Source organism: Frigidibacter sp. ROC022 (assembly GCF_024723735.1).
Classification (GTDB): Bacteria; Pseudomonadota; Alphaproteobacteria; order Rhodobacterales; family Rhodobacteraceae; genus SLM-1.
The window spans coordinates 1-22,215 of record NZ_JANQDU010000001.1; the positions used below are offsets into that span (position 1 = coordinate 1).

Consider the following 22,215-nt stretch of genomic DNA (forward strand, 5'->3'; position numbering starts at 1 on the left):
CCCCCCCCCCCCCCCGGGGGGCCCCCCCCCCCGGGGGCCCGCCCCCCCCCCCCCCCCGCCCGGGCGGGGGCCCTGCCCCCGCACCCCCGGAGTATTTGCCACCCAAAGATGGGATGGAGCGCGCGGGGGCGCCGGTTCAGACGCTGTCGGGAAAGCCGACCGCGCCGGTATTGGCGCCGCAGAGCAGCACCCCGACCCGCTCTCCGGGCTCCGGGACATAGGCCCCCGACAGAAGCGCGGCCATCGCGGTGGCGCCGCCCGGTTCGACAACCAACCGCAGCACCCGCCACAGGGTCTTCTGCGCTTCCAGGATCGCGGCGTCCGGGACCAGCACCGCCCGCCCGACATGCGCGGCGGCCAGCGGATACATCAGCCGGCCGACCTGCCGCGGCGCCAGGCTGTCGGCGGCGATGCCGCCCGCCGGCGCGTCCACCGGCCCGCCCGCCGCCAGCGCCGCATGCAGGGTGGGCGCCGCCTCCGGCTCGACCGAGACCAGCCGCGGCCTGCCCCGGCACCAGGCCGCCATCCCGCCGATCAGCCCGCCGCCCCCGGTCGCCACCAGGATCGTGTCCGGCGCCGCCTGCTCGGCGAATTCCATCGCCACCGAGCCCTGCCCGGCCAGGGTTGCCTCCTGATCGTAGGCATGGATCGGCAGGGCCCCGGTCTCGGCCTCGCAGGCCTGGGCGGCGGCCAGCGCTTCGGGATAGAGCGCGCCGGCCACGGTCAGCTCGGCGCCATGGCTGCGGATCTGGGCCCGCTTCGCCTCGGGCGAGGTGGCGGGCACGAAGATCCGCGCCTTGATCCCCAGCCGTCCGGCGGCAAAGGCCACCGCCGCGCCGTGGTTGCCGCCCGAGGCCGCGATGACCCCCGCCGCCGGCACTTCGCGCGACAGCAGGCTGTTGAACGCCCCGCGCGACTTGAACGAGCCGGCGTGTTGCAGGAACTCGAGCTTGAAGACCAGGCTCCCCTCCGGCAGCCCGAAATCGCGGGCCGCGACCTCGATCACCGGGGTTCTGCGGATATGCGGCCGGATCCGTTCCGCGGCGGCTTCGACATCGGCCCGGCTGACCGCGGGCTGGGACTGGGGCATCTGGAACCTCGACTTCTCGGTTTCGGCGCCGCGATCCGGCGGCGCCTGCCGGACCAAGTGAGATCATGCAAGCCCGGCACTTGCAAACCGATCCGGCGCGAAAGACCTAGAGCGCCAGCAACTCGGTCAGGGGCAGGATCGCGGCATGATCCTCGGCCCGGCAGAGATCGGTGGCCGGGGTCAGCACCGCCGCCGAGGCCGCCGCCGCGCCGTGGCGCAGGGCCTCGGGCAGGGTCTCGCCGCGTGCCAGCGCCAATGTCAGCCCGGCAACGAAACTGTCGCCGGCGCCGACCGCGCTGGTCACCTCGCGCTTCGGGCAGCGGGCCGCCCAGGCACCGTCCTCCGCGGCCAGGACATTGCCCTCGGCGCCGCGCGCCAGCACCACCACCCGGGCCACCCCCCGCGCCACCAGGCTGCGGGCGTATCCGGCGGTCGCGGCCAGGTCGGGCAGCGGCGCACCGGCGAGTTCGGTGGCCTCGGCCCCGTCCATCCGCAACAGGAACAGCCCGGCAGGCTCGGCGGCCAGCCGGCGCAACGGCGCCCCCGAGGTATCGACCAGCAGCCGCGCGCCGGTCGGCGCCAGCCGGGCCGCCAGCAACGCCGCCAGGTCTTCGGGCACCCCGGGGGGCAGGCTGCCGCTGAGCACCACCAGGCTGTCTGCCGCGGCCTCGGCCACGATCCGGTCGAGAGCCCGGGCCAGGTCGGTCCCGGCCCAGGCCGGGCCGGGCATCACGAAACGGTACTGGGCGCCGCTCGCGGTCTCGGTGACGGCCAGGCTTTCGCGGGTCTCCCCCGGCGCATCGAGTGGCAGAACGGTGATTCCCTCTTCCGCCAGCAGCGCCGCCATCCGCATCCCGCAGGCCCCGCCCAGGGCCACCAGCGCCCGGCTGTCGCCGCCGAGATTGCGCAGCGCGCGCGACACGTTCACCCCGCCGCCGCCCGGATCGACCCGCGGCGCGGCGCAGCGCAGCTTGGGGCCGGGGCGGATGCTCTCGGTCTCGGTCGAGAGATCGAGCGCCGGGTTCAGGGTCACGGTCAGGATTGTCGGCATCGCGGACTCGGGTGTTTCGGGGTCGTGCCAGCTTGCGCCAGACCGCGGCCCCCCTGCAACGGTGTTCGGCGGCTAATCCTGCCAGGGCGCGATCTGCGCGATCTCGTCATCCGACCAGCCGAAGTGATGTGCGAATTCATGGATCACCACATGCGCCACCAGTTCGTCCAGCGGCACCTCGGCCCGCTCGATCCATTCGTCCAGGATCGGGCGCCGGAACAGCCAGACGGTATCGGGGCGCGGGAACGGGTCCGAGACCGATTTCTCGGTCAGCGGCACCCCGTCATAGAGACCCGATAGCTGGAACGGGTCTTCGATGCCGAGATCGCGCAGCACCTCTTCCCCGGCAAAATCCTCGACGATCAGCGCCACCGCGCCGGCCAGGCCGCGAAACGGCTCGGGCAGGTCGGCGACGGCGGCAAGGGCGAGGCGTTCGATATCGGCCAGCGAGGGCGGCAGGACATGCGCGGGGGGCGGTGCTGTGGTCATGCCCGGACTATCGGTGCGATGCGGAGGCGCGGCAAGGGGGGCGGGCGCGGCGATCCGGGCGGGGTCCGGAGGCCGGGGTCTCTTGCGGTCCGGTCCGGCCTGTGGCCATCTGCGCGGCGCCAGGACAGGAGAGCCGATGCCGCAGCCAATCCGACCCGTCGCAGCCAGGCGGATGCTGGATCTTGCGCTGGCCTTCGGCTCGGGCGGGATCCTGACGCTCATGATCCTGTGCAACGGCACCGTGGCCGGGGTGACGAACGGCCATTTCGCCTCGCTTGCCGCCCATGGCACCGGCACTGTCGCGGCGCTGGCCTTTCTGGCGCTGCTGCCGCGACGCCGCAGCGGGGCCGGGCCGGGGCGGGCGCCGCTCTGGGCCTATCTCGGCGGGCTCGCCGGGGCGGTCACGGTGATCGTCGGCTCGATCGCGATGAATTCGGCGCTGGCGCTGTCGGGGATGCTGGCGCTCGGACTGGCGGGGCAGACGGCGTTCAGCCTTGCGGTGGACCGTTTCGGCTGGTTCGGGATGCCGCGCCGCTCGCCGGATCTGCGCGATGCGGCGACGGTCGTGCTGATACTGGCGGGCTGCCTGGTGATCATCTTCGGGGGCACCGGCGGATGACGCTGATGGTTTTCTATGCCCTGGCCGCGGGGATGCTGGTGGCGGTGTCGCGCGGGGTCAACGGGCGGCTGGCGCTGGCCACCTCGCCGCTGGTGGCTTCGTTCTGGAACCACCTGGTCGGGCTGCTGGTGCTGATCGCCGTGGGCCTGGCCGGCGCCGGTCTCTGGCCCGAGCGCGTGTCGGCGGTGCCGGTCTGGGCCTGGGCGGGCGGATCGCTCGGCGTCGTCTTCGTCGCTTCGGGCAGCTGGCTGGTGGCGCGGATCGGGGCGGTTCTGACCGCGATGCTGGTGATCGCCGGGCAGATGATCTCGGGCGTGCTGCTGGACATCCTGCGCGATGCGCCGGGCAGCGGCTGGGCGCGGGCCGCGGGCGTGGTGCTGATCCTGGCGGGCATGGTGGTGGCGCAGAGCCGGAAGTAGCCGGATTTCTGGACAAGTCGCCCTGCCTGTGAGACAGAGCGCCGCCAGGAGATACCCCATGACAACCACCCGTTTCGCCCCTTCGCCCACCGGCTATCTGCATATCGGCAATCTGCGCGCCGCGCTGTTCAACTGGATGATCGCCCGCAAGGCCGGCGGCACCTTCATCCTGCGGCTCGATGACACCGACCCGGAACGCTCGACCGAGGCCTATGCCGACGCCGTCCGCGAGGACCTCGAATGGCTTGGCCTGACCTGGGACCGGTTCGAGCGCCAGTCGCTGCGGCTCGACCGCTACGAGGCGGCGGCACAGGAGCTGCGCGAGAAGGGCCGGCTCTACGAGGCCTTCGAGACTCCGGTGGAACTGGACCTCAAGCGCAAGAAGCAACTCAACATGGGCAAGCCGCCGGTCTACGACCGCGCGGCGCTGAACCTGAGCGAGGCCGAGCGCGCCGCGCTGCGGGCCGAGCGTTCGGGGCATTGGCGGTTTCTGCTGGAGCTGGAGCGGATCGAGTGGACCGACGGAATCCTGGGGCCGGTGTCGATCGACGCGGCTTCGGTGTCGGACCCGGTGCTGATCCGCGGCGATGGCCAGATGCTCTATACCATGGCCTCGGTGGTCGATGACGTCGAGATGGGGGTCACCGACATCGTGCGCGGTTCGGATCACGTCACCAATACCGCGACCCAGATCCAGATCATCGCGGCGCTTGGCGGCACCGCGCCGCGCTTTGCGCATCACTCGCTGCTGACCGGTCCGGGCGGCGAGGGGTTGTCGAAACGGCTCGGCACGCTGTCGCTGCGCGACCTGCGGGCGCAGGGTGTGGAGCCGATGGCGGTGCTGTCGCTGATGGCGCGGCTGGGATCGTCGGACCCGGTGGAGCCGCGGCTGACGCTGGAGGAACTGGCCGAGGGGTTCGACATCTCGCATTTCGGCGCCGCGCCGACCAAGTTCGATCCGGACGATCTCTGGCCGATGACCTCGAAGGTGCTGTCGGCAATGCCGGTGACATCGGTGGCGGAAGACCTGGCGAAGCTGGGCGTGCCCGAGGCGATCCGCGAGCCGTTCTGGAACGCGGTGAAGGACAATATCGGCAAGCGGAGCGAGCTGGCCGACTGGTGGGCGCTGTTCCGCGACGGGGCGACGCCGCTGGTCGCCGAGGAGGACCGGGATTTCGTCGCGCAGGCCTTTGCCGTGCTGCCCGAGGGACCGTTCGGGCCCGAGACCTGGGCCGAGTGGACCGCGGCGGTCAAGGCCGCCACGGGGCGCAAGGGCCGGGGCCTGTTCATGCCGCTGAGAAAGGCCGTGACCGGGCGCGAGAAGGGCCCGGAAATGGCCGATGTGATGCAGCTTCTGCAGGTCCGCCCCAGCCTCTGAAACCGGTCCTTGAGGCGGGTATTTCGACCTGTCCCCATGGGGACGGGGGGTCAAGATATTGGAATCGTTGCAAAAGCCGTGGGGACGGCTGTCTTGGTTAATGGGATGTTACCGGGACAGCGGGGCCAGCGGGGTGCAGCGTGCGGGCAGGCAGCCTAGACCGTCAGGTGCCGCACCCTTGCGCCCCATTCGATCGCCGCCGCGTGCAGGCGGTCGATGGTCAGCTCGTCGCGGATCGCTTCCAGCATCCGCAATTCGCCCTGGCCCAGCTTGCCGTCCGATACCGCCACGTCGCAACAGAAGGCATAGGCGGTCTCCCAGAGCTTTTCCGGCAGGTTGTCGCGGACCAGGCCGAACAGCGCGTCGAGACCGTCCTCGTCGGTGAACAGGTCCAGCACCGTCTGGGTCACGGTGGTGATCCGGTCGGGATCGTAGTTTCCGAACACCGGCAGGTGGTTGACCAGGGTCTCGATCCGGATCAGCTCGGCGGTGCGCAGCGCCTCGTCCGAGGCCGAGACCGCGAACATCAGCGCCACCAGCGCATCCTGCGGGGTCCAGGAATGGGATATGTCGTTCACGGCGCGCCTCCGGTGCTTCCCGTCGACAATATTGACGTCATGCCGGTGCGGCAATAGGGAGTGACCCCTGCCGGGATGCGGCCCGAGACCGGGCCCGGGCAATGAGGATATGACGATGAGCGACTTGCGCGAAGCTGGAATGCGATCGAAGGCCTGGCCTTTCGAGGAGGCGCGTCGGCTGCTCAAACGCTTCGACAAGGCGCCGCCCGAGAAGGGCCATGTCCTGTTCGAGACCGGCTATGGCCCCTCGGGCCTGCCGCATATCGGCACTTTCGGAGAGGTTCAGCGGACCACGATGATCCGCCGCGCCTTCGAGGTGATCAGCGACATTCCGACGCGGCTGGTCTGTTTCTCGGACGACATGGACGGGATGCGCAAGGTGCCCGAGAACGTGCCGCAGCAGGAGATGATGCAGGAGAACCTGCAAAAGCCGCTGACCGCCGTCCCCGATCCGTTCGGAGAATTCGACAGTTTCGGCGCCCATAACAACGCCATGCTGCGGCGGTTCCTCGATACTTTCGGCTTCGAATACGAATTCATCAGCGCCACCGAGTTCTACAAGTCGGGCCGCTTCGACGAGACGCTGCTGCGCTGCTGCGAGCGCTATGACGCGATCATGGAGATCATGCTGGCGAGCCTGCGCGAGGAACGCCAGCAGAGCTATTCCTGCTTCCTGCCGATCCATCCCGAGACCGGGCGGGTGCTTTATGTGCCGATGAAGGAGGTCAATGCCAAGGAGGGCACGATCACCTTCGACGACGAGGACGGCCGGGAATGGACCCTGCCGGTCACCGGCGGCCGGGTGAAGCTGCAATGGAAGCCCGATTTCGGCGCCCGCTGGGCGGCGCTGGGGGTCGATTTCGAGATGTACGGCAAGGACCACAGCACCAATACGCCGATCTATGACGGCATCTGCCGGGCGCTGGGGGGCAAGGCGCCGGAGCATTTCACCTATGAGCTGTTCCTGGACGACAAGGGCCAGAAAATCTCGAAATCGAAGGGCAACGGTCTGACCATCGACGAATGGCTGAGCTATGCGGCCTCGGAATCGCTGGGCTATTTCATGTATCAGAAGCCCAAGACCGCCAAGCGGATGTGGTTCGACGTGATCCCGAAGGCGGTGGACGAGTATCATCAGCAGCTTCGGGCCTATCCGGGCCAGTCGCTGGAGCAGAAGCTGGCCAATCCGGTCTGGCATATCCATCACGGCGAGCCGCCGGAAAGCGGCATGGTGGTGCCCTTCGCGATGCTTCTGAACCTCGCCTCGGTGAGCCATGCGCAGGACAAGGAGGCGCTCTGGGGCTTCATCCGGCGCTATGCGCCCGAGGCGACGCCCGAGAAGAACCCCGATCTGGACGCGGCGGCGGGCTATGCGCTGCGCTATTACGAGGATCGGGTGAAACCCTTCGTGTCCTACCGGGCGCCGAGCGACAAGGAGCGGGCGGCGCTGGAGGATCTGGCGGCGCGGCTGGCGGCCTGGGAGGGCGCGGCGGAACCCGAAGCCCTGCAGACCATGGTCTTCGCGGTCGGCACCGAACACGGGTTCGAGCCGTTGCGCGACTGGTTCAAGGCGCTCTACGAGGTGTTGCTGGGCGCCAGCCAGGGGCCGCGTTTCGGCGGTTTCATCGCGCTCTACGGGGTCAAGGCGACCGAGGCGCTGATCGGCAAGGCCCTGGCCGGAGAGCTGACGGCCGGCTGAGGGCGGGCGCTCTCAGACCCTTGGCAGGGCCGGGTCGGCGGCCTTCCAGTATTTTCGCCAGCGTGCGGCCAGCGCCGCGCCGGGTTCGGCATAGAGCCGGGTCGCCTGGGGCAGGGCGTCGGCGAGGATCGCGCCGCGCTGCTGCCGGGCCAGCGCCAGCAGCGGGCGCAGGTTCGGCAGGTTGCCCAGTACCGGTTCCAGCATGGCAAGGTCCTGGTGCCGGCCCAGAGCCTCGCCCAGATCGCCGGCCAGCTGCCGGTGCAGGCCGATCATCGCAGGCCAGGCCGGGGCCAGAAGGCGGGCGTGATACCAGTGGTCCTTGAGCCGCTTGCGCAATTCGTGGATCGCTTCCGGGGTGCCGTGCCGGCGGGCCCGTTTCAGCGCCTTGCGGCCGTCGTCCCAGCTGCGGGCCAGCCCGCGCTCCAGCGCCTCGAAGCCCTGCGCGTCGAGCTTCCAGCCCCTGGCACGCTGGCGGAGCGCCTTGAGACCGGCGATGGCGGTTTGCAGCCGGGTCTCGACCTCGGCCGGGGTCAGCGGCGCGGCGCCGGGCGGCAGGTCGGGCACCGGCAGACCGGTCTCGGCGGCCAGGTCGGCAAGAAGCCCGGTGGTCACATCGGCATCGCGCAGCGGCGCCAGGCCGCGGCCGATGTCGCGCAGGGCCCTGTTCTCGCGTCTGAAGCGGGGAAAGGCGGGGCGGAAGAGGCGCAGCAGGGCGCGCAGTTTCTTGATCGCCTTGCGGGCCTCGTGGACACGCGCCGCGCGGTTCGGGCCGCTGACGCTCAGCGCGGCGATGGCATGGCCGCTCTGTTCGACCGCGATGCGGCGGAAGGCGGCGCGGATCGTGGCATCGCCGGGCTGGAAGGCATAGGGCATGGCGGGCTCCTGTGCCGTGATCCTAGGCGGCGGCGCCGGGCGGGACAATCCATTGCCGGGATCGGGCGGAAGGTCATGGTGACGGATGCCGCCGGCGCCGTGCAGGGTCCGGATTGCGGGATCGTCGCCACCCACGGGGGCCGCGGGCCGGCGGTGCCGATCTGCTGTGGCGGACAGGCAGGCCTGCCCCACCGTGCGCCGGCTTAAGCGCCGCTCAACATCCCCCGTGCTACGCCCCGCGCCGGTTTTCGGGCCGGGAGCCTGCGCGGGTCCGGCCGGTGCCGGGCCCGGCGCCCCGGTCCGCTGCGGAAGTGAAAGGGGTTCCGATGAACAAAGCGATTACCGATGGCATCATCTTCATGCCGCCGCCCTTTGCCGACGGGCTGAACGTCTGGTCGAGCGAGGACGGCACCCCCGGTTCGGCCACCTATCAGGGCGCGGGCAATGCGGCGCTGGTTCCCGCCGATCAGGATTTCGGCGGCTGCCTGGAACTGGTCAAGACCGCCGCGACGCAGAAGCTGCGCTTTACCGGCAACACGCCGATCCTGCCGGGCTGCTACCTGCGGGTCCGGGCGCGGGTCAAGGCGGTCTCGGGCAACCAGCCCGCAGTGCGGATCGCGGGCTGGGCCGGCACGTCGGGCGGGGTGCATGTCGGGGGGGCTGACCGAGGTTGGCCCTGCCGTCACGCTGACCAGCTATGGCGAGGTGGTCGAGGTCTCGGCCATCCTGGGCACCGGCAATCGCGGCGGGGTCGACATGGTCTGGGGCGGCGATACCGCCATCGGTCATCTGGGGCTGGACCTGACCGGGCCGAACGGCGGCGTGGTGCGGATCGACGATCTGATCGTCGAGGATGTGACCGAGGCCTTCCTGCGCAGCATGCTGGGCTGGGTCGATGTGCGCGACTACGGGGCGATCGGCGACGGCGTGACCGATGACCGCGCCGCCTTTCTGGCCGCCGATGCCGATGCCGACGGCCGCGACATCGTGGTGCCCGTGGGGGATTTCTACCTGTCCGAGAGCGTGACGATCAACGCCCAGATCCGCTTTGAGGGTCGGGTCATCCTGCCGGCGGCCAAGCGTCTGGTGCTGCGGCAGAATTTCGATCTGCCGACCTATATCGACGCCTTCGGCGGCGACGAGATGGAGGGGTTTCGCCGGGCGGTGCAGGCGCTTCTGAACTACAACGACCACGAGAGCCTCGACATGGGCGGGCGCCGCATCGAGGTGACAGAGCCGATCGACATCCAGGCCGCCGAGGGCACGCTGAACACCTTCGAGGTCCGGCGGGTGATCCGCAACGGCCAGTTCAATGTCATCGACGGCCCGGCCTGGGAGACCGCGACGGCGACATCGACCGGGTCCTACAGCGCCAGCAATCCGAAGAAGCTGACAAATGTCGCCAATGTGGCCAATATCGAGATCGGCAGCCGGGTCTCGGGCAATGGCGTCGGGCGCGAGGTCTATGTGACCGACCGCAATGTCGGGCAGCAGTCGCTGAGCCTGTCGCAGCCACTCTACGGGGCCGCGGCGACCCAGAGCTACAGCTTCAGCCGCTATCGCTATGTGCTGGATTTCTCGGGCTTCCAGAAGGTCTCGAAATTCACGCTGGAAGACATCGAGCTGCAGTGCAACGGGTTTGCCAGCGGCATCCTGCTGGCCCCCGATGGCGAGACATTCCACATCCGCGACAGCTCGATCAACCGGCCGAAGGATCGCGGCATCACCAGCCACGGCACCGGCTGCCAGGACCTGCAGATCGACCGCTGCCATTTCAACTCGAACGAGCAGAACGTGGCGATCCAGGACCGGACCACGGTGGCCTTCAACGTCAACGCCAATGACGCGAAGATCCGCGAGAACCGGTTCCAGAGGTTCCTGCATACCGGGCTGCTGTTCGGCTCGGGCCATGTGGTGATCGGCAATCACTGGTTCCAGGGCGACGGCATCGTCGGCTCGGGCCGGGTCGGCGGGCTGATCTTCACCTATCCGAACTGCAAGTCGGTGCTGGTCGGGAACTACATCGACAACTGCTATGTCGAGATGACCAACGAGCATGACGCCAATCCGGAGTTCTCTTCCGAATTCTCCTTTGGCGGGCTGACGATCACCGGCAACAGCTTCACCGTCTCGAACGCGGCGCCGGATTCGGCCTGCATCGTGGTGAAGCCCCACGGACCGGGGCATTTCCTGCACGGGCTGACGGTGACCGGCAATGTGTTCAAGGCGACCGGCGGCAACATCGCCCGGATCGAGAAGGTCGATACCACGATCGCGGGGCTGGATTTCGGCCGGACCCGCAACGTGGTCTTCGACGGCAACACGTTCAACGGCATCAACGCGATCACGGCGAACCCGGCGGTGCTGGAGTTCCAGCAGGTATCGGCGGCGAAGACCTGGGTGCTGGATGCCGGGGACTACCTGCCCTTCGGCGGTTATGCGCGGACGGTGCCTTCGGTATCGAGCGAGGGGCCGATCACGAATGGATCGGGGACCGAGATCCACACCATGCCCTATGCGACGCCGAATTACGGCCCCGGCAATCAGGTGCGGCTGACATGGTCCGAGCCGGTGAAGGGACGGGTGCAGCTGGTGGTGCGGGCCGACAACCCGGTCTGAGGCCGGCTCAGACCTGCGGCAGGTCGAGGTCTTCCGGACCCAGCCGGAAGGCCTTGCCGAAGCCGCCGTTGAGAAAGCCGGCAAGGACCGCGAAGCGGACGAAGCGGAAATCGGCCAGCCCGGCATAGACGGCGGCCTTGGGATGCTGCGCCAGCCAGGCCTGCATCAGGGCCGGACGGTCGGGCGACCCGGGGCTGACGAAGGCGGCGCGGGCCTCGATCGTCAGCCGCGGATGGGTCAGCGGGTCGCCCTTTGGGCCGGGTTCGCCGACCAGCAGCGAGGCGCGGGGATCCGAGCGCAGCGCCCGGCTGTGCGCCGCGAGGTCCGAGATCAGCGCCAGCGGCGCGCCATCCGGCGCAAGACCCAATGCGATCCGGGTGACCTGCGGCCGGCCATCCTCCAGCACGACCGCCAGGGCCGCGAACCGGGCCTGCGCCAGAAGCGATTGCGCCAGCGCCCTTGCATCGTCGTCGGTGGGTCGGATCGGGTCGATCGCCATGGTGGTTCCTGTTGGGGGCGGGGAGTCCGGGTGGCGGGCGGCTATCTTTTGAGGATCAGTATCCAGAACGCATAGACCGCCGCCGCGCCGGACAGCAACGCCCAGCCGGGGGAGCCGTAGAAGAGCTCTGCCACGGCCCAGATCGCCGGCACCAGGACGGTGCCCCAGCGGGCCCAGGGCCGGGCGAAGAACGGGTGGTCGGGGTCGATCAGCTTCATGCCGGGCCGCGCCGCCTGTTCATGCCGTCACCGCCAGCGCCCTCTGCACGGCGGGGCGGGCCTCGACCCGGGCCATATGGGCGGCGATCTTCGGCAGGCCGGCCAGGTCCACCCCGTCGCCGGGCAGCCAGCGCTCCATGGTGAAGAGATAGGCATCGGCCAGCGAATATTGCTCTCCGAGATACCACGGCCCGCGCAACTGTCCGGAAAGATACGAGAAATGCGCCGCCATGTTGCTGGGCACCTTTAGCTTCAGCGCCTCGATCACCGCGGGATCGTCGCTCCACCTTGCGCCGCGGGCGCGATGCGCGTGGCTGACATGGACGGTGGCGCTGAGATAGGCGCAAAGCTCGTCCACCCGGGCGGCCTCGCGCGGGTCGGAAGGGAGCAGCCCGGCCTCGGGGTACAGGGCCGCGATGTAGCGCAGGATTGCCGGGGTCTCGGTCAGCACCCCGTCGTCGGTGACCAGCGCCGGGACCCGGCCCTTGGGGTTCACTGCCAGATAGGCGGGTTGCAGCTGATCGCCATCGGCGAAGGACAGGCGCAGCGGATCATAGGCCGCCCCGGCCTCTTCCAGCGCGATCACCGCGGCCAGCGCGACGGTTCCGGGCGCGTAGTAGAGCTGCATCAGATCAGCGGCACGAAGGGCACGCCGTTGCAGGCGGCGAGCAGGGCCAGGGAAAGCAGGGCAATGTAACGCATGTCAGGGGTCTCGCCTTGTGGGTCGGCTCTTGATAGCATTCCGGCAGTCAAGGCGGAAGGGAACAGCGGATGCTTGCACTCGACACGGCGTTTCAGGGACAGACCGTCATCACCACCTTCGATGTCACGCCGGGCACCTGCCAGGACCTGGTCGAGGCCCTGTCATCGGCCCATGCCGAGGTGATCTCGAAATGCCCGGGGTTTCTCGGCTCGGCCCTGCATGTCAACGATGCGCAGACGCGGGTGGCGAGCTATTCGCAATGGACCTCGCGCAATGACTTCCAGGCGATGTTGCGGCTGCCCGAGATGCGCGAGCGCAACCGGCGGCTGAACGAGCTGTGCAAGAGTTTCGAGCCGGTGATGTACGAGGTGGCCGTCACCTATTAGGGCAGGCGGCGCCCGGACTCAGGTCTTGCAGTCGGCGTTGCCGTAGCGGGCCTGGCAGGCCTGGGCGGTGCAGAGCCGGATCTGTGCATCGCGGCGCGGCTTGTTGCGATCGACCGTCTCGACATCGGTATAGGGGATCGGGACCGAGATCATCTCGTCCACGCAGGTGGTCGTGTTGCCGGTGGTGGTGCAGGTGGACTTGCCGCTGGGGCGCTGTTCGTACCGGGTTCGCTGGACCAGTCTCTGATAGAGGTCCTGCGGAATCTTCACATTCCATTCCGCGGTGCAGGCCCGGCGCTCGGTCTGGTATTCCGGGGTGCCGCAGGCGACGAGAAGTGGCAGAAGAAGAAGGGCGCGGCGCATCGGTTGTCCTCTGGGGCTGTGCGGATTGCGGCGAACTCGCGGTGAACTCTCAACAGGCCGCCCGTCCGGTCCGGGGCGAGGCCGCCATTGCCAGGCGCCAGCCGAGAGCCCCGAGGGCGGACCAACCGGCCCCAGAATGCCCGCGGCGCCGATCATAGTCGAGACCCGATTGCCCGAGCGGATCGGGGGCGGCGCCGCGGGACGTCCCGGATGCGCCGATGCCTGCCGGGCCGGGGGGCGGGGCGTTATCGTTCAATGGCGCCATATCGACCTTTGAACGCAACAGCTTCAAGCGCGGCCGATCGGCAAGAGCGGATGGGGGGCTTGCGCCTTGTCGGGTGAGTGGCGCGGTCCGGCCATGCGCCCGTCCGGCGCCGGGTCCGGGGGCGAGAGGGCCCGCATCGCTGCCGCGGACCGCTCCCCTGTGTCGGTGGCGCCCTGCCTGTCCGGCAGGGCGCCGACCGGATGGCATGCTAGTGGCAGGCCGGGCGGGTGCCGGGCAGCAGCACCTTGTCCACGACATGGATGACGCCATTGTCGGTCATGATGTCGGCAATCACGACATTGGCCATGTCCCCGGTTCCGTCGGCAATCGTCACGCCGCCGGCGCCCGAGGTGATGCACAGGCGCTCGCTGGTCAGGACCGGTTGGAAATAGTTCGAGCCGGCCGGAATCATGCCGGCGGTCAGCTTGCGGTCATCGACATGATAGAGAAGGATATCGGTCAGCTGGCCCTTGTTTTCGGGTTTCAGCAGCGTCTCGACCGTGCCGTCCGGAAGCGCGGCAAAGGCATCGTTCAGCGGCGCGTAGACCGTGAAGGGCCCCGGGCCCGAGAGGGTTTCGGCCAGGCCGGCGGCGTTTACCGCGGCGACAAGCGTGGAGAAGCGTTCGTCGGCCGCGGCGACTTCGACGATGTTGGCCGCGTTGGCGCTGGCAGCGGCAAGGCCCAGGGCCAGGGCGGTCGCGGTGGCTTTGAATTTCATTCCCATGAGACGTCTCCGAGTTGGCGGACCGGTTTGGCTTGGTCCAGTTTCTGGTCACATGAGAGTTACGGAGGGGGGGATGGTCCGGATCACTTGTTTTTCGGAAAGCCGTGAACCCCATGCCTGCGGAGGGCCGTGGCCGCGGGAGAAATGCGGAGACCCGACCGGGCCCGCAGGACGGGCGGTCAGAGGTCCGCGTCGGCGTCTTCCCGGGCGTTCCGGCAATCGGGCCGGGTCTGGGGGGCCATGTCCAGCAGGGCCGAGAGGCCGCAGTTGCCCTTCACCAGATCCGCCAGGGTGACCATGTCGAGCTCGTGATAGAAGGCCTCGACCGCGCGGGTGATGTAGTTGCGAAGGCGGCAGATATCGGACAGCGGGCAGGTGTTGGTTTCCGGGTCGAAACATTCCGCGAAGGCGGCCGAGGTCTCGAAGACCCGGAACACCTGGCCGATGGAAATCTCCTCCATCGGACGCGCCAGGCGCAATCCGCCGCTGCGGCCCCGGAGCGTTTCCACGAAGCCGTTGCTCTGCAGCATGTTCACCACCTGTTGCAGGTGATTGATCGATGCGTTGCATTTCTCGGCGATATCGGCCGTGCGCACGATGGCCCTGTCGTTCACGGCGCAGGCCATGAGAATCCGCGAGGCCAGGTTTGTCCTTGTGGTCAGGCGCATGAAAGTCTCATCTGGGAGTCCAGTTTTAGTCTACAATCACCAGAGGCAGAGGGCCTGTATTTGATCCAGATCAGTTCAATGCCGGGCGGGGCTGAATATCTGGTATCCGCAAGTCAAGTTTCAGGGCGCGGTTCGTGACAGAGGATACCCCGGACAGGGATGAGGCGCGGGCCGAACCGGCGGGCGGCGCAGAGCCGATCCTGGCGGCCGGGCGCGACCGGCTGCGGCGAGCGGCGCTTCTGTCGGTGCTGGCGGCGCTGATCTGGCCGTTGCAGGCGGCGCTGGTGGCGCATGCCCTGGGCGGCCTGCTGACCGGGGCCGACGTCTCGCCGCTGACCGTCGCCTTGGGATTTGCCGCCCTCGGGGCCGGGCGGGCGATTCTGGGCGTGCTGAGCGAGACGCAATCGCAGCTGGCGGCCGAGACGGTGATCCATGCCGCCCGCGCCCGGGTGGTGGCACAGGAGGCGCGGCGGGCCGGGGACAGCCCTTTTGGCGGCGCCGGCAGCCTGGCCGCCCTGGCCGGTGAGAAGCTCGACCTGCTGGCGCCCTATCTGACCCGTTATGCCCCGGCACGGGCGCGGGTGATGGTCCTGCCCCTGGTGATCCTGGCCCTGGCGCTGTGGCAGTCCTGGGCGGTGGCGCTGGTCCTGATCGTCTCGGGGCCGCTGATCCCGGTCTTCATGGCGCTGGTCGGGATGGCGGCCAAGGAGGCCAGCCAGAGGCAGATGGTCGAGATCGGCGGTCTCAACGACCTGCTGGTCGAGCGGCTTTCGGCGCTGGTCGATATCCGGCTGCTCGGCGCCGGGGCGGCGGTGCGCGACGGCTTTGCGGCCAAGGCCGGCGACCTGCGCCGGCGCACCATGGCGGTGCTGCAGATCGCCTTCCTGTCCTCGACGGTGCTGGAGCTCTTTGCCGCGATCGGCGTCGCGATGGTCGCGGTCTATATCGGGTTCTCGCTGCTCGGTGAGCTTTCCTTCGGCAGCTGGGGCGGTCCGATTTCGGCGCAGGCCGGGATCTTCCTGCTGCTGCTGGCGCCGGAGTTCTACCAGCCGATGCGGGATCTCTCGGCGGCCTGGCACGACAAGGCGGCGGCGGATGCGGTGCTGAAGGAGATGGAGGCCTGGCAGAGCGCCGGCACCGACAGCCTGCTGGGGCAGGGCGGCCGGGCGGAGCCGCTGCCCGGGGCGCCGGCCATATCGCTGCGGGGCTGCCGGTTGCCGGGGGGGACGACCCTGCCCGATATCGACATCGCGCCCGGGGAAAGCGTCGCCCTCACCGGGCCCAGCGGCGCCGGCAAGACCACAACGCTGCGGATGATCGCCGGGCTGGTGGTGCCCGGCTCGGGTCAGGTCCGGGTGGCGGGGCAGGAACTGAGCGATGCGACCGCCGATGGCTGGCGGGCGCGGCTGGGCTGGATGCCGCAGGCGCCGCATTTCCTCAACGCCAGCCTGCGGCGCAACCTGACGCTGGAGCGTGAGGGCGACCTTCCGGCGGCGCTGACCCAGTCGGCGGTGCGCGAGGTGGTCGAAGCGCTGCCGCAGGGGCTGAACACGCGGCTGGGGGAAACCGGGGGCGGCCTGTCGGGCGGCGAGGCCCGGCGGCTGACCCTGGCCCGCGCCATCTATGGCGGGCCGGAGGTGATCCTGGCGGACGAGCCGACCGCCGATCTGGACAGCCGAACCGCGCAGGCGGTGATCGAGGGGCTGATGGCCGAAGTGGCCCGCGGCGCGACCCTGATCGTGGCCACGCATGACCCGGCGCTGGCGGCGCGGATGGACCGGGTCATTCCGATCGGGGCAGGCGCATGAGACCGCTCTGGCAGATATTCCGGGTCATCCTGCGCGACCAGCGCCTGTCGCTGAGCCGGGGCGCGGTGCTGAGCTTCGTGGTGCTGGCCATGGGCGCGGCGCTGCTGGGACTGTCGGGCTGGTTCATCACCGCCGCCGCCGCCGCCGGGCTGGCCGGGATGGGCACCGTCTTCGATGTCTTCCGGCCCTCGGCCATGGTCCGGTTCCTGGCCCTGGGACGCGCCGCGGCCCGCTATGGCGAACGCCTGCTGACCCATGACGCCACCCTGCGGGCGCTGGAAGGGCTGCGGTTGCGGCTGCTCGACGGGCTGGTGGCGGCGCCGCACGGCCGGATGGTGCGGCTGCGGGCGGCGCAGGCGCTGAACCGCCTGACCTCGGACATCGACGCGCTCGACGGGGTGCCGCTGCGGTTGGTGCTGCCGGTGCTGGCCGGGCTGGCGACCCTGCTGGCGGCCTCTGCGGTGCTCTGGGCGCTGGTCGGCCCGAGCGTCGCCCTGTGGGTGTTTCTCGGTTTCAGCCTGGGGGCCGGGCTGATCTTCTGGCAGACGACCCGGCAGACGGCGTCGCTCTCGCGCAGGGCCGAGGCCGCCGGGCAGGCCTTCCGTGCCCGGCTGATCGACCTGATCCGGGCCCGCGGCGATCTGGCCGTGCAGGGCCGCCTGACCGCGCAGGCCGAACACGCGCTGGCGGCGGATGAGCGGCGGCGCCTGCTGCGCCGTGCCCAGGACCGGGCCGAGCGGCTGGCCGGGGCCGCGATCCAGATGCTCGGCACGCTTGTGGCGGCGGGCGTGCTGTGGCTGGGCATCTCGCTGGTCCGGTCGGGCGTCATCGCCCCTGCCTTTGCCGCGCTCGGGTTCCTGACCGCGCTGGCGCTGGCCGAGACCGTGGCGCCGCTGCGCCGGGCGGCCAGCGATCTCGGGCGGATGGCCGAGGCGGCGCGGCGGGTCTCGCGCGATATTGCCGGCGCCCTGCCGGAGGAGCGGAGGGCAAGCGGCACCACGGAGGCGCCGCTCTGCATCGACTCGGTCACGCTGCACCGGGTGCAATCGGCGGTGCCGATCATCCGCGACCTGTCGCTGACGGTTCGATATGGCGAGACGGTCGCCCTCACCGGGCCGAGCGGGGTGGGCAAATCGACGCTTCTGCTGGCGGTCGCGGCGCTGCATCCGGTCGCGGCGGGGCGGATCACGCTCGGCGGGCTTCCGGTCGCGGACTGGGGCGAGGCCGAGCTGCGCCGGGCGGTGACGATGCTGCCGCAGCGCAGTGCCCTGATGACCGGAACCGTGGCCGAGGCGCTGCGGCTTGCCGATCCCGATGCCGATGACGAGGCCCTGTGGGAGGTGCTCGAACGGGCGCAGCTGGCGCAGACCCTGCGCGGGCGGGACGGTCTGCAAACCATGATCGCGGCGCGCGGCAGCGGCCTGTCGGGGGGCGAGGCGCGCCGCCTGACCCTGGCCCGCGCCCTGCTGCGGCGGCCGCGGGTGCTGCTGCTGGACGAACCGACGGAAGGGCTGGACCGGCCCACCGCCGAGGCAGTGCTTGAAGGGGTCCGGACATACCTGCCGGAGGCCGCCGTTCTGATCGCCGCGCATCGTGCGGCGGAGCAGCGCTTTGCAGACCGGACCCTTGCACTGAGTTAAGTCGTATCTTTGATACTGGTTTTTGATTCAGATCAATGTATCGGCCCGGCACCGGGCAGATACATCTTCCAATTGGAATACTATGGGCGGTGGAGAGTCGTCGCCCGGTAGCTGGAGCTGAGCAAATGGAATTCGGTATCGTCGAGCTGTCGCGCCTGCAATTCGCGATGACAGCCATGTATCACTTCCTCTTCGTGCCGCTCACACTGGGTCTGTCGATCCTCGTGGCGATCATGGAGACGGTCTATGTCATGACCAACCGCCCGATCTGGCGGCAGATGACCAAGTTCTGGGGGACCCTGTTCGGGATCAACTTCGTTCTTGGCGTCGCCACGGGCATCACCATGGAATTCCAGTTCGGGATGAACTGGAGCTACTACAGCCACTATGTCGGCGACATCTTCGGGGCGCCGCTGGCGATCGAAGGGCTGATGGCCTTCTTCCTGGAGGCGACCTTCGTCGGCCTGTTCTTCTTCGGCTGGGACAAGCTGAGCAAGGTCGCGCACCTGATCGTGACGTGGCTGGTCGCCATCGGGTCGAACTTCTCGGCGCTGTGGATCCTGATCGCCAACGGCTGGATGCAGAATCCGGTGGGTGCCGAGTTCAACCCGATGACGATGCGCATGGAGATGACGGATTTCTTCTCGGTGCTGTTCAACGAGGTCGCACAGGCCAAGTTCGTGCATACCGTCTCTGCCGGATATGTCACCGCCTCGGTCTTCGTGATCGGCGTCTCGGCCTGGTACCTGCTGCGCGGCCGCCATTCCGAGCTGGCGCGACGTTCCATCACGGTCGGGGCCGCCTTCGGTGTCGCCGCGGCCTTTTCGGTCGTCCTGCTGGGTGACGAATCCGGCTATTCCGCGACCCACAGCCAGAAGATGAAACTGGCTGCGATCGAGGGCATGTGGGAGACCCATCCGGCGCCGGCGCCCTTCAACCTGATCGGCTTCCCGGATCAGCAGGCGCGCGAGACGCAATATGCCATCGAGGTGCCCTGGGTGATGGGGCTGATCGGAACCCGGTCACTGACCACGGTGATCCCGGGCATCAACGAACTGGTGGCGACCGCGGAAGAACGCATCCGCTCGGGCCAGATCGCCTACAAGGCGCTGCTGGACATCCGCGAGGCCCGCGATGCCGCCGATCCCGAGACCAAGGCCGCCTTCGAGGAGCATTCGGCCGATCTGGGCTTTGCCTTCCTGCTGAAGAAATACGTCGATAACCCGCTGGACGCGACCGACGAGCAGATCGTTGCGGCCGCGAATGACACCGTGCCGACGGTCTGGCCGCTGTTCTGGGCCTTCCGCCTGATGGTCGGGCTGGGCTTCGGCTTCATCGGAACGATGCTGTATTTCTTCTATCGTGCCTCGTTCCGGGGAATGAGCTTCCCCCGCCCGGCGCTGCATCTGGCGGTCTGGATGATCCCGGCGCCCTGGCTTGCCGCCGAGCTCGGCTGGTTCGTCGCCGAATTCGGACGCCAGCCCTGGACGGTTGACGGCGTGCTGCCGACCGCGATGTCGGTCTCGGCGCTGTCGGTGACCGAGGTGACGATGACCCTGCTGGGCTTCGTGCTCTTCTACACCGTCCTGTTCATCATCGAGATGGGCCTGATGCTGAAATACATCCGCAAGGGCCCCTACATGGACGTCGAAGAGACCGAGGCCTGGAACGAACGTCACAACAATCGCCTGGCCGGCCGGAAGAATGCCGATGCCATCGCCATGCCTGCGGAGTAAGACTGATGATCCTGCATGACCTTGTAAGTTACGAATTCCTGCGTGTGGTCTGGTGGGGCCTGTTGGGGGTGTTGCTGATCGGCTTTGCCCTGACCGACGGGTTCGACATGGGGGTCGGCGCCCTGCTGCCCTTCGTCGGCCAGACCGATGTCGAGCGCCGGGTGGCGATCAACACCGTCGGCCCGGTCTGGGAAGGCAACCAGGTCTGGTTCATCCTCGGGGGCGGCGCGATCTTTGCCGCATGGCCGCCGCTCTATGCGGTCAGTTTCTCGGGGTTCTACCTGGCCATGTTCGTGGTGCTGGCGGCCTTCATCGTGCGGCCGGTGGCGTTCAAATACCGCTCGAAGCGCGACGATCCGCGCTGGCGCAACGCCTGGGACTGGGCCCTGTTCGCCAGCGGCGCCGTCCCGGCCCTGCTGTTCGGCGTGGCCGTCGGCAACGTGATCCAGGGCGTGCCCTTCCACTTCACCGACGACCTGCACACCATCTACGAGGGTGCCTGGTACATGAAGTTCATCGGCCTGCTCGACCCGTTCTCGATCCTGGCCGGCGTGGTCTCGCTGTCGATGCTGGTCATGCATGGCGGGGCCTGGCTGACGCTCAAGACCGATGGCGTGGTTCAGGACCGGGCCCGCGACATCGGAGCCATCGCGGCGCTTGTCGCGGTCGGCACCTATGTGCTGGCCGGGCTGTGGATGGCGGTGGGCATCGACGGTTTCCGCATCGTCGGTGACTATGTGACCAACGGCCCCTCGAACCCGCTGCATTTCGAGGTCGAGCGCACGTCCAGCTGGCTGACGGCCTATGCCGACCGTCCCTGGATCGCCATCGCGCCGATCATGGGCGTCGTCGGCGGGCTGCTGACCTATCTGGGGCTGAAGGCGGGGCGCGAGGTCTCGACCCTGCTGACATCGAAGATGGCCATCCTCGGGGTGATCTCTTCGGTCGGCCTGACGATGTTCCCCTTCATCATGCCGAGCTCCAGCAATCCGCAGTCCTCGCTGACCGTCTGGAACAGCTCGTCCTCGCATCTGACCCTGTTCATCATGCTGGTGGTCACGGTGATCTTCGTGCCGCTGATCCTGATGTACACCGCCTGGGTCTACAAGGTGCTCTGGGGCAAGGTCACCGTTGCCGATGTCACCGACAACTCCAATTCCGCTTACTGAAGGAGGGAAATCCCATGTGGTATTTCGCCTGGATTCTGGGACTTCCGCTGGCCGCCATCTTCGCCGTGATGAACGCGATGTGGCTTGAGCTGAAGGAAGACGAACGCAAGATGGCCGAGGGCATCCCGGTGCCGCCCGGCGAGTCCAAGGGCTGACCCGGCCGGGGTGCGGCACCGGCCGCACCCCGATGACCGGGACCGAAATCAGAAAGGTCGGACCATGTCAGTTTCCGCAGCAGTGCCCGCGGCCCAGTCGCGGCCCGCAAACTACCCCGTCACATTCTTTGCCGTCGGCATGGGCATGTTGGGACTCACCCTGGCCGTGCGGGCGGCGGAAACGGCCTATGCGCTTGGCCATGGTGCCTCGCAGGCGGTGCTGATCCTGTCTGTGCTGATGCTCGCGGCGGTCGCGGCCGGGTATCTGACCAAGGCATTCCTGCATCCCGCCGAGGTCGCGGCCGAATGGCACCACCCGGTGCGGATCGCCTTCTTCCCGGCGATCTCGATCTCGCTGCTGCTTCTGGCCACGACCCTTCTCGAGATCGCGCCGCGCTCGGCCGAAGCGATCTGGCTGCTGGCGACCCTGTTGCAGGGCGTGCTGGCGCTGGCGGTGATCTCGGCCTGGATCGGGCATCGTCCGTTCCAGACCGGGATGATGACCCCGGCCTGGTTCATCCCCGCCGTGGGCAACGTGATCGTGCCGCTGGCCGGGGCGCAGCTGGGCTATGTCGAACTGTCCTGGCTGTTCTTTTCCGGAGGGCTGATCTTCTGGATCGTCCTGCTGACCCTGGTGATGAACCGGCTGATGTTCCACGACCCGATGCCGGGCAAGATGGTGCCGACGCTGATGATCCTGGTGGCCCCGCCCGCCGTGGCCTTCGTCGCCTGGGTTCGTCTGACCGGGGAACCGGGGCTGTTCGGGCATTTCCTGCTGAGCACGGCCTATGTCTTTGCGCTGATCGTGGCGACGCAGGTGGCCAAGCTGCGCCGGCTGCCCTTTGCGCTGTCGTGGTGGGCCCTGTCCTTCCCGCTGGCGGCGCTGTCCATCGCCAGCTTCCTCTACGCTCATGTGACCGGCTCGGAGGCGCATCGCTGGATCGGCGCCGGGCTGCTGGCCCTGCTGGTCGTGGTGGTGGCCGGGCTGATCCTGCGCACCGCCATGGCGATCCGGTCCCGGGCGATCTGCGTGCCGGAATGAGTGCCGCCGCGACCCCCCCCGGCC

Annotated in this window: 23 protein-coding genes; 12 read left to right on the forward strand and 11 right to left on the reverse strand. The window is 68.8% G+C overall.

Annotated features, from left to right (window positions below; translation table 11 throughout):
• Positions 1–136 precede the first annotated feature (136 nt).
• From NUW50_RS00005 to NUW50_RS00015, 3 genes are all read right to left on the reverse strand, one after another.
• On the reverse strand, positions 137–1,090 hold the full coding sequence (locus NUW50_RS00005) for a threonine/serine dehydratase (RefSeq protein WP_258286994.1): 954 nt from the start codon (positions 1,088–1,090) through the stop codon (positions 137–139).
• A 106-nt stretch (positions 1,091–1,196) separates the two neighbouring features.
• Positions 1,197–2,141 (reverse strand): 1-phosphofructokinase family hexose kinase, encoded by a 945-nt coding sequence (locus NUW50_RS00010; protein WP_258286995.1) that lies wholly within the window; start codon positions 2,139–2,141, stop codon positions 1,197–1,199.
• A gap of 72 nt (positions 2,142–2,213) precedes the next feature.
• The gene (locus NUW50_RS00015) at positions 2,214–2,630 is read right to left on the reverse strand and encodes a metallopeptidase family protein (protein ID WP_258286996.1); all 417 of its coding nucleotides are present in this window, start codon (positions 2,628–2,630) and stop codon (positions 2,214–2,216) included.
• A 136-nt stretch (positions 2,631–2,766) separates the two neighbouring features.
• On the opposite strand from NUW50_RS00015, the gene NUW50_RS00020 reads away from it, so the two are divergent.
• The 3 genes from NUW50_RS00020 to gltX are packed head-to-tail and all read left to right on the forward strand — an operon-like array spanning position 2,767 to position 5,046.
• A complete protein-coding gene (locus NUW50_RS00020) occupies positions 2,767–3,249 on the forward strand; it encodes a DMT family transporter (RefSeq protein WP_258286997.1) in 483 nt (160 codons plus the stop codon).
• Positions 3,246–3,668, forward strand: coding sequence for a DMT family transporter (locus NUW50_RS00025; protein WP_258286998.1), 423 nt, complete (start codon positions 3,246–3,248; stop codon positions 3,666–3,668). The genes NUW50_RS00020 and NUW50_RS00025 overlap by 4 nt, the downstream gene beginning before the upstream one ends.
• A gap of 58 nt (positions 3,669–3,726) precedes the next feature.
• Positions 3,727–5,046: a glutamate--tRNA ligase gene (gene gltX, locus NUW50_RS00030; protein ID WP_258286999.1), complete on the forward strand. Its 1,320-nt coding sequence runs from the start codon at positions 3,727–3,729 to the stop codon at positions 5,044–5,046.
• A 155-nt stretch (positions 5,047–5,201) separates the two neighbouring features.
• Here the strand turns inward: gltX and NUW50_RS00035 are convergent, their stop codons facing one another.
• Positions 5,202–5,624 (reverse strand): tellurite resistance TerB family protein, encoded by a 423-nt coding sequence (locus NUW50_RS00035; protein ID WP_258287000.1) that lies wholly within the window; start codon positions 5,622–5,624, stop codon positions 5,202–5,204.
• Between the two features lie 115 nt (positions 5,625–5,739).
• Between NUW50_RS00035 and NUW50_RS00040 the strand changes: the two genes are divergently transcribed.
• Positions 5,740–7,323, forward strand: a complete 1,584-nt coding sequence (locus NUW50_RS00040; RefSeq protein WP_258287001.1) for a lysine--tRNA ligase — start codon at positions 5,740–5,742, stop codon at positions 7,321–7,323.
• Positions 7,324–7,335: 12 nt separating this feature from the next.
• Here the strand turns inward: NUW50_RS00040 and NUW50_RS00045 are convergent, their stop codons facing one another.
• On the reverse strand, positions 7,336–8,196 hold the full coding sequence (locus tag NUW50_RS00045; protein ID WP_258287002.1) for a CHAD domain-containing protein: 861 nt from the start codon (positions 8,194–8,196) through the stop codon (positions 7,336–7,338).
• Between the two features lie 648 nt (positions 8,197–8,844).
• Between NUW50_RS00045 and NUW50_RS00050 the strand changes: the two genes are divergently transcribed.
• Positions 8,845–10,815, forward strand: coding sequence for a glycosyl hydrolase family 28-related protein (locus NUW50_RS00050; protein WP_338001336.1), 1,971 nt, complete (start codon positions 8,845–8,847; stop codon positions 10,813–10,815).
• A 7-nt stretch (positions 10,816–10,822) separates the two neighbouring features.
• Here NUW50_RS00050 and NUW50_RS00055 read toward each other — a convergent pair whose 3' ends face one another.
• The 3 genes from NUW50_RS00055 to NUW50_RS00065 are packed head-to-tail and all read right to left on the reverse strand — an operon-like array spanning position 10,823 to position 12,160.
• Entirely contained in the window at positions 10,823–11,314 is a 492-nt protein-coding gene (locus tag NUW50_RS00055) for a HugZ family pyridoxamine 5'-phosphate oxidase (protein WP_258287003.1), read from the reverse strand.
• A 41-nt stretch (positions 11,315–11,355) separates the two neighbouring features.
• The gene (locus tag NUW50_RS00060; protein ID WP_258287004.1) at positions 11,356–11,532 is read right to left on the reverse strand and encodes a hypothetical protein; all 177 of its coding nucleotides are present in this window, start codon (positions 11,530–11,532) and stop codon (positions 11,356–11,358) included.
• 19 nt (positions 11,533–11,551) lie between these two features.
• A complete protein-coding gene (locus tag NUW50_RS00065) occupies positions 11,552–12,160 on the reverse strand; it encodes a glutathione S-transferase family protein (RefSeq protein ID WP_258287005.1) in 609 nt (202 codons plus the stop codon).
• Between the two features lie 143 nt (positions 12,161–12,303).
• On the opposite strand from NUW50_RS00065, the gene NUW50_RS00070 reads away from it, so the two are divergent.
• On the forward strand, positions 12,304–12,621 hold the full coding sequence (locus NUW50_RS00070) for an antibiotic biosynthesis monooxygenase family protein (RefSeq protein ID WP_258287006.1): 318 nt from the start codon (positions 12,304–12,306) through the stop codon (positions 12,619–12,621).
• An 18-nt stretch (positions 12,622–12,639) separates the two neighbouring features.
• On the opposite strand, the gene NUW50_RS00075 is transcribed toward NUW50_RS00070, so the two are convergent.
• The 3 genes from NUW50_RS00075 to NUW50_RS00085 form a co-directional block, all read right to left on the reverse strand.
• Positions 12,640–12,984 carry a hypothetical protein gene (locus NUW50_RS00075; RefSeq protein ID WP_258287007.1) on the reverse strand — a complete coding sequence of 115 codons (345 nt, stop codon included), beginning with the start codon at positions 12,982–12,984 and terminating at the stop codon, positions 12,640–12,642.
• Positions 12,985–13,457: 473 nt separating this feature from the next.
• Positions 13,458–13,973, reverse strand: a complete 516-nt coding sequence (locus tag NUW50_RS00080) for a fasciclin domain-containing protein (protein ID WP_258287008.1) — start codon at positions 13,971–13,973, stop codon at positions 13,458–13,460.
• A 179-nt stretch (positions 13,974–14,152) separates the two neighbouring features.
• A complete protein-coding gene (locus tag NUW50_RS00085) occupies positions 14,153–14,641 on the reverse strand; it encodes an RrF2 family transcriptional regulator (RefSeq protein ID WP_258287009.1) in 489 nt (162 codons plus the stop codon).
• Between the two features lie 134 nt (positions 14,642–14,775).
• On the opposite strand from NUW50_RS00085, the gene cydD reads away from it, so the two are divergent.
• From cydD to NUW50_RS00115, 6 genes are all read left to right on the forward strand, one after another.
• Positions 14,776–16,449, forward strand: a complete 1,674-nt coding sequence (gene cydD / locus NUW50_RS00090; RefSeq protein ID WP_258287010.1) for a thiol reductant ABC exporter subunit CydD — start codon at positions 14,776–14,778, stop codon at positions 16,447–16,449.
• Positions 16,446–18,089, forward strand: a complete 1,644-nt coding sequence (locus NUW50_RS00095; RefSeq protein WP_258287011.1) for an amino acid ABC transporter ATP-binding/permease protein — start codon at positions 16,446–16,448, stop codon at positions 18,087–18,089. Before cydD ends, NUW50_RS00095 begins: the two co-directional genes overlap by 4 nt.
• A 125-nt stretch (positions 18,090–18,214) precedes the next feature.
• Positions 18,215–19,825: a cytochrome ubiquinol oxidase subunit I gene (locus NUW50_RS00100; protein ID WP_258287012.1), complete on the forward strand. Its 1,611-nt coding sequence runs from the start codon at positions 18,215–18,217 to the stop codon at positions 19,823–19,825.
• A gap of 5 nt (positions 19,826–19,830) precedes the next feature.
• Positions 19,831–20,994 (forward strand): cytochrome d ubiquinol oxidase subunit II, encoded by a 1,164-nt coding sequence (gene cydB, locus NUW50_RS00105; protein ID WP_258287013.1) that lies wholly within the window; start codon positions 19,831–19,833, stop codon positions 20,992–20,994.
• A gap of 14 nt (positions 20,995–21,008) precedes the next feature.
• Complete coding sequence (gene cydX / locus NUW50_RS00110) at positions 21,009–21,149, forward strand: cytochrome bd-I oxidase subunit CydX (RefSeq protein ID WP_258287014.1); 141 nt, start codon at positions 21,009–21,011, stop codon at positions 21,147–21,149.
• A 64-nt stretch (positions 21,150–21,213) separates the two neighbouring features.
• On the forward strand, positions 21,214–22,191 hold the full coding sequence (locus tag NUW50_RS00115) for an SLAC1 anion channel family protein (RefSeq protein ID WP_258287015.1): 978 nt from the start codon (positions 21,214–21,216) through the stop codon (positions 22,189–22,191).
• Positions 22,192–22,215 lie beyond the last annotated feature (24 nt).

Coding starts and splice junctions, on each gene's coding strand:
- NUW50_RS00005 (WP_258286994.1), bottom strand. CDS start 1,090: ATGCCCCAGTCCCAGCCCGCGGTCAGCCGGGCCGATGTCGAAGCCGCC.
- NUW50_RS00010 (WP_258286995.1), bottom strand. CDS start 2,141: ATGCCGACAATCCTGACCGTGACCCTGAACCCGGCGCTCGATCTCTCG.
- NUW50_RS00015 (WP_258286996.1), bottom strand. CDS start 2,630: ATGACCACAGCACCGCCCCCCGCGCATGTCCTGCCGCCCTCGCTGGCC.
- NUW50_RS00020 (WP_258286997.1), top strand. CDS start 2,767: ATGCCGCAGCCAATCCGACCCGTCGCAGCCAGGCGGATGCTGGATCTT.
- NUW50_RS00025 (WP_258286998.1), top strand. CDS start 3,246: ATGACGCTGATGGTTTTCTATGCCCTGGCCGCGGGGATGCTGGTGGCG.
- gltX (WP_258286999.1), top strand. CDS start 3,727: ATGACAACCACCCGTTTCGCCCCTTCGCCCACCGGCTATCTGCATATC.
- NUW50_RS00040 (WP_258287001.1), top strand. CDS start 5,740: ATGAGCGACTTGCGCGAAGCTGGAATGCGATCGAAGGCCTGGCCTTTC.
- NUW50_RS00045 (WP_258287002.1), bottom strand. CDS start 8,196: ATGCCCTATGCCTTCCAGCCCGGCGATGCCACGATCCGCGCCGCCTTC.
- NUW50_RS00050 (WP_338001336.1), top strand. CDS start 8,845: ATGTCGGGGGGGCTGACCGAGGTTGGCCCTGCCGTCACGCTGACCAGC.
- NUW50_RS00055 (WP_258287003.1), bottom strand. CDS start 11,314: ATGGCGATCGACCCGATCCGACCCACCGACGACGATGCAAGGGCGCTG.
- NUW50_RS00060 (WP_258287004.1), bottom strand. CDS start 11,532: ATGAAGCTGATCGACCCCGACCACCCGTTCTTCGCCCGGCCCTGGGCC.
- NUW50_RS00065 (WP_258287005.1), bottom strand. CDS start 12,160: ATGCAGCTCTACTACGCGCCCGGAACCGTCGCGCTGGCCGCGGTGATC.
- NUW50_RS00070 (WP_258287006.1), top strand. CDS start 12,304: ATGCTTGCACTCGACACGGCGTTTCAGGGACAGACCGTCATCACCACC.
- NUW50_RS00075 (WP_258287007.1), bottom strand. CDS start 12,984: ATGCGCCGCGCCCTTCTTCTTCTGCCACTTCTCGTCGCCTGCGGCACC.
- NUW50_RS00080 (WP_258287008.1), bottom strand. CDS start 13,973: ATGGGAATGAAATTCAAAGCCACCGCGACCGCCCTGGCCCTGGGCCTT.
- NUW50_RS00085 (WP_258287009.1), bottom strand. CDS start 14,641: ATGCGCCTGACCACAAGGACAAACCTGGCCTCGCGGATTCTCATGGCC.
- NUW50_RS00095 (WP_258287011.1), top strand. CDS start 16,446: ATGAGACCGCTCTGGCAGATATTCCGGGTCATCCTGCGCGACCAGCGC.
- NUW50_RS00100 (WP_258287012.1), top strand. CDS start 18,215: ATGGAATTCGGTATCGTCGAGCTGTCGCGCCTGCAATTCGCGATGACA.
- cydB (WP_258287013.1), top strand. CDS start 19,831: ATGATCCTGCATGACCTTGTAAGTTACGAATTCCTGCGTGTGGTCTGG.
- cydX (WP_258287014.1), top strand. CDS start 21,009: ATGTGGTATTTCGCCTGGATTCTGGGACTTCCGCTGGCCGCCATCTTC.
- NUW50_RS00115 (WP_258287015.1), top strand. CDS start 21,214: ATGTCAGTTTCCGCAGCAGTGCCCGCGGCCCAGTCGCGGCCCGCAAAC.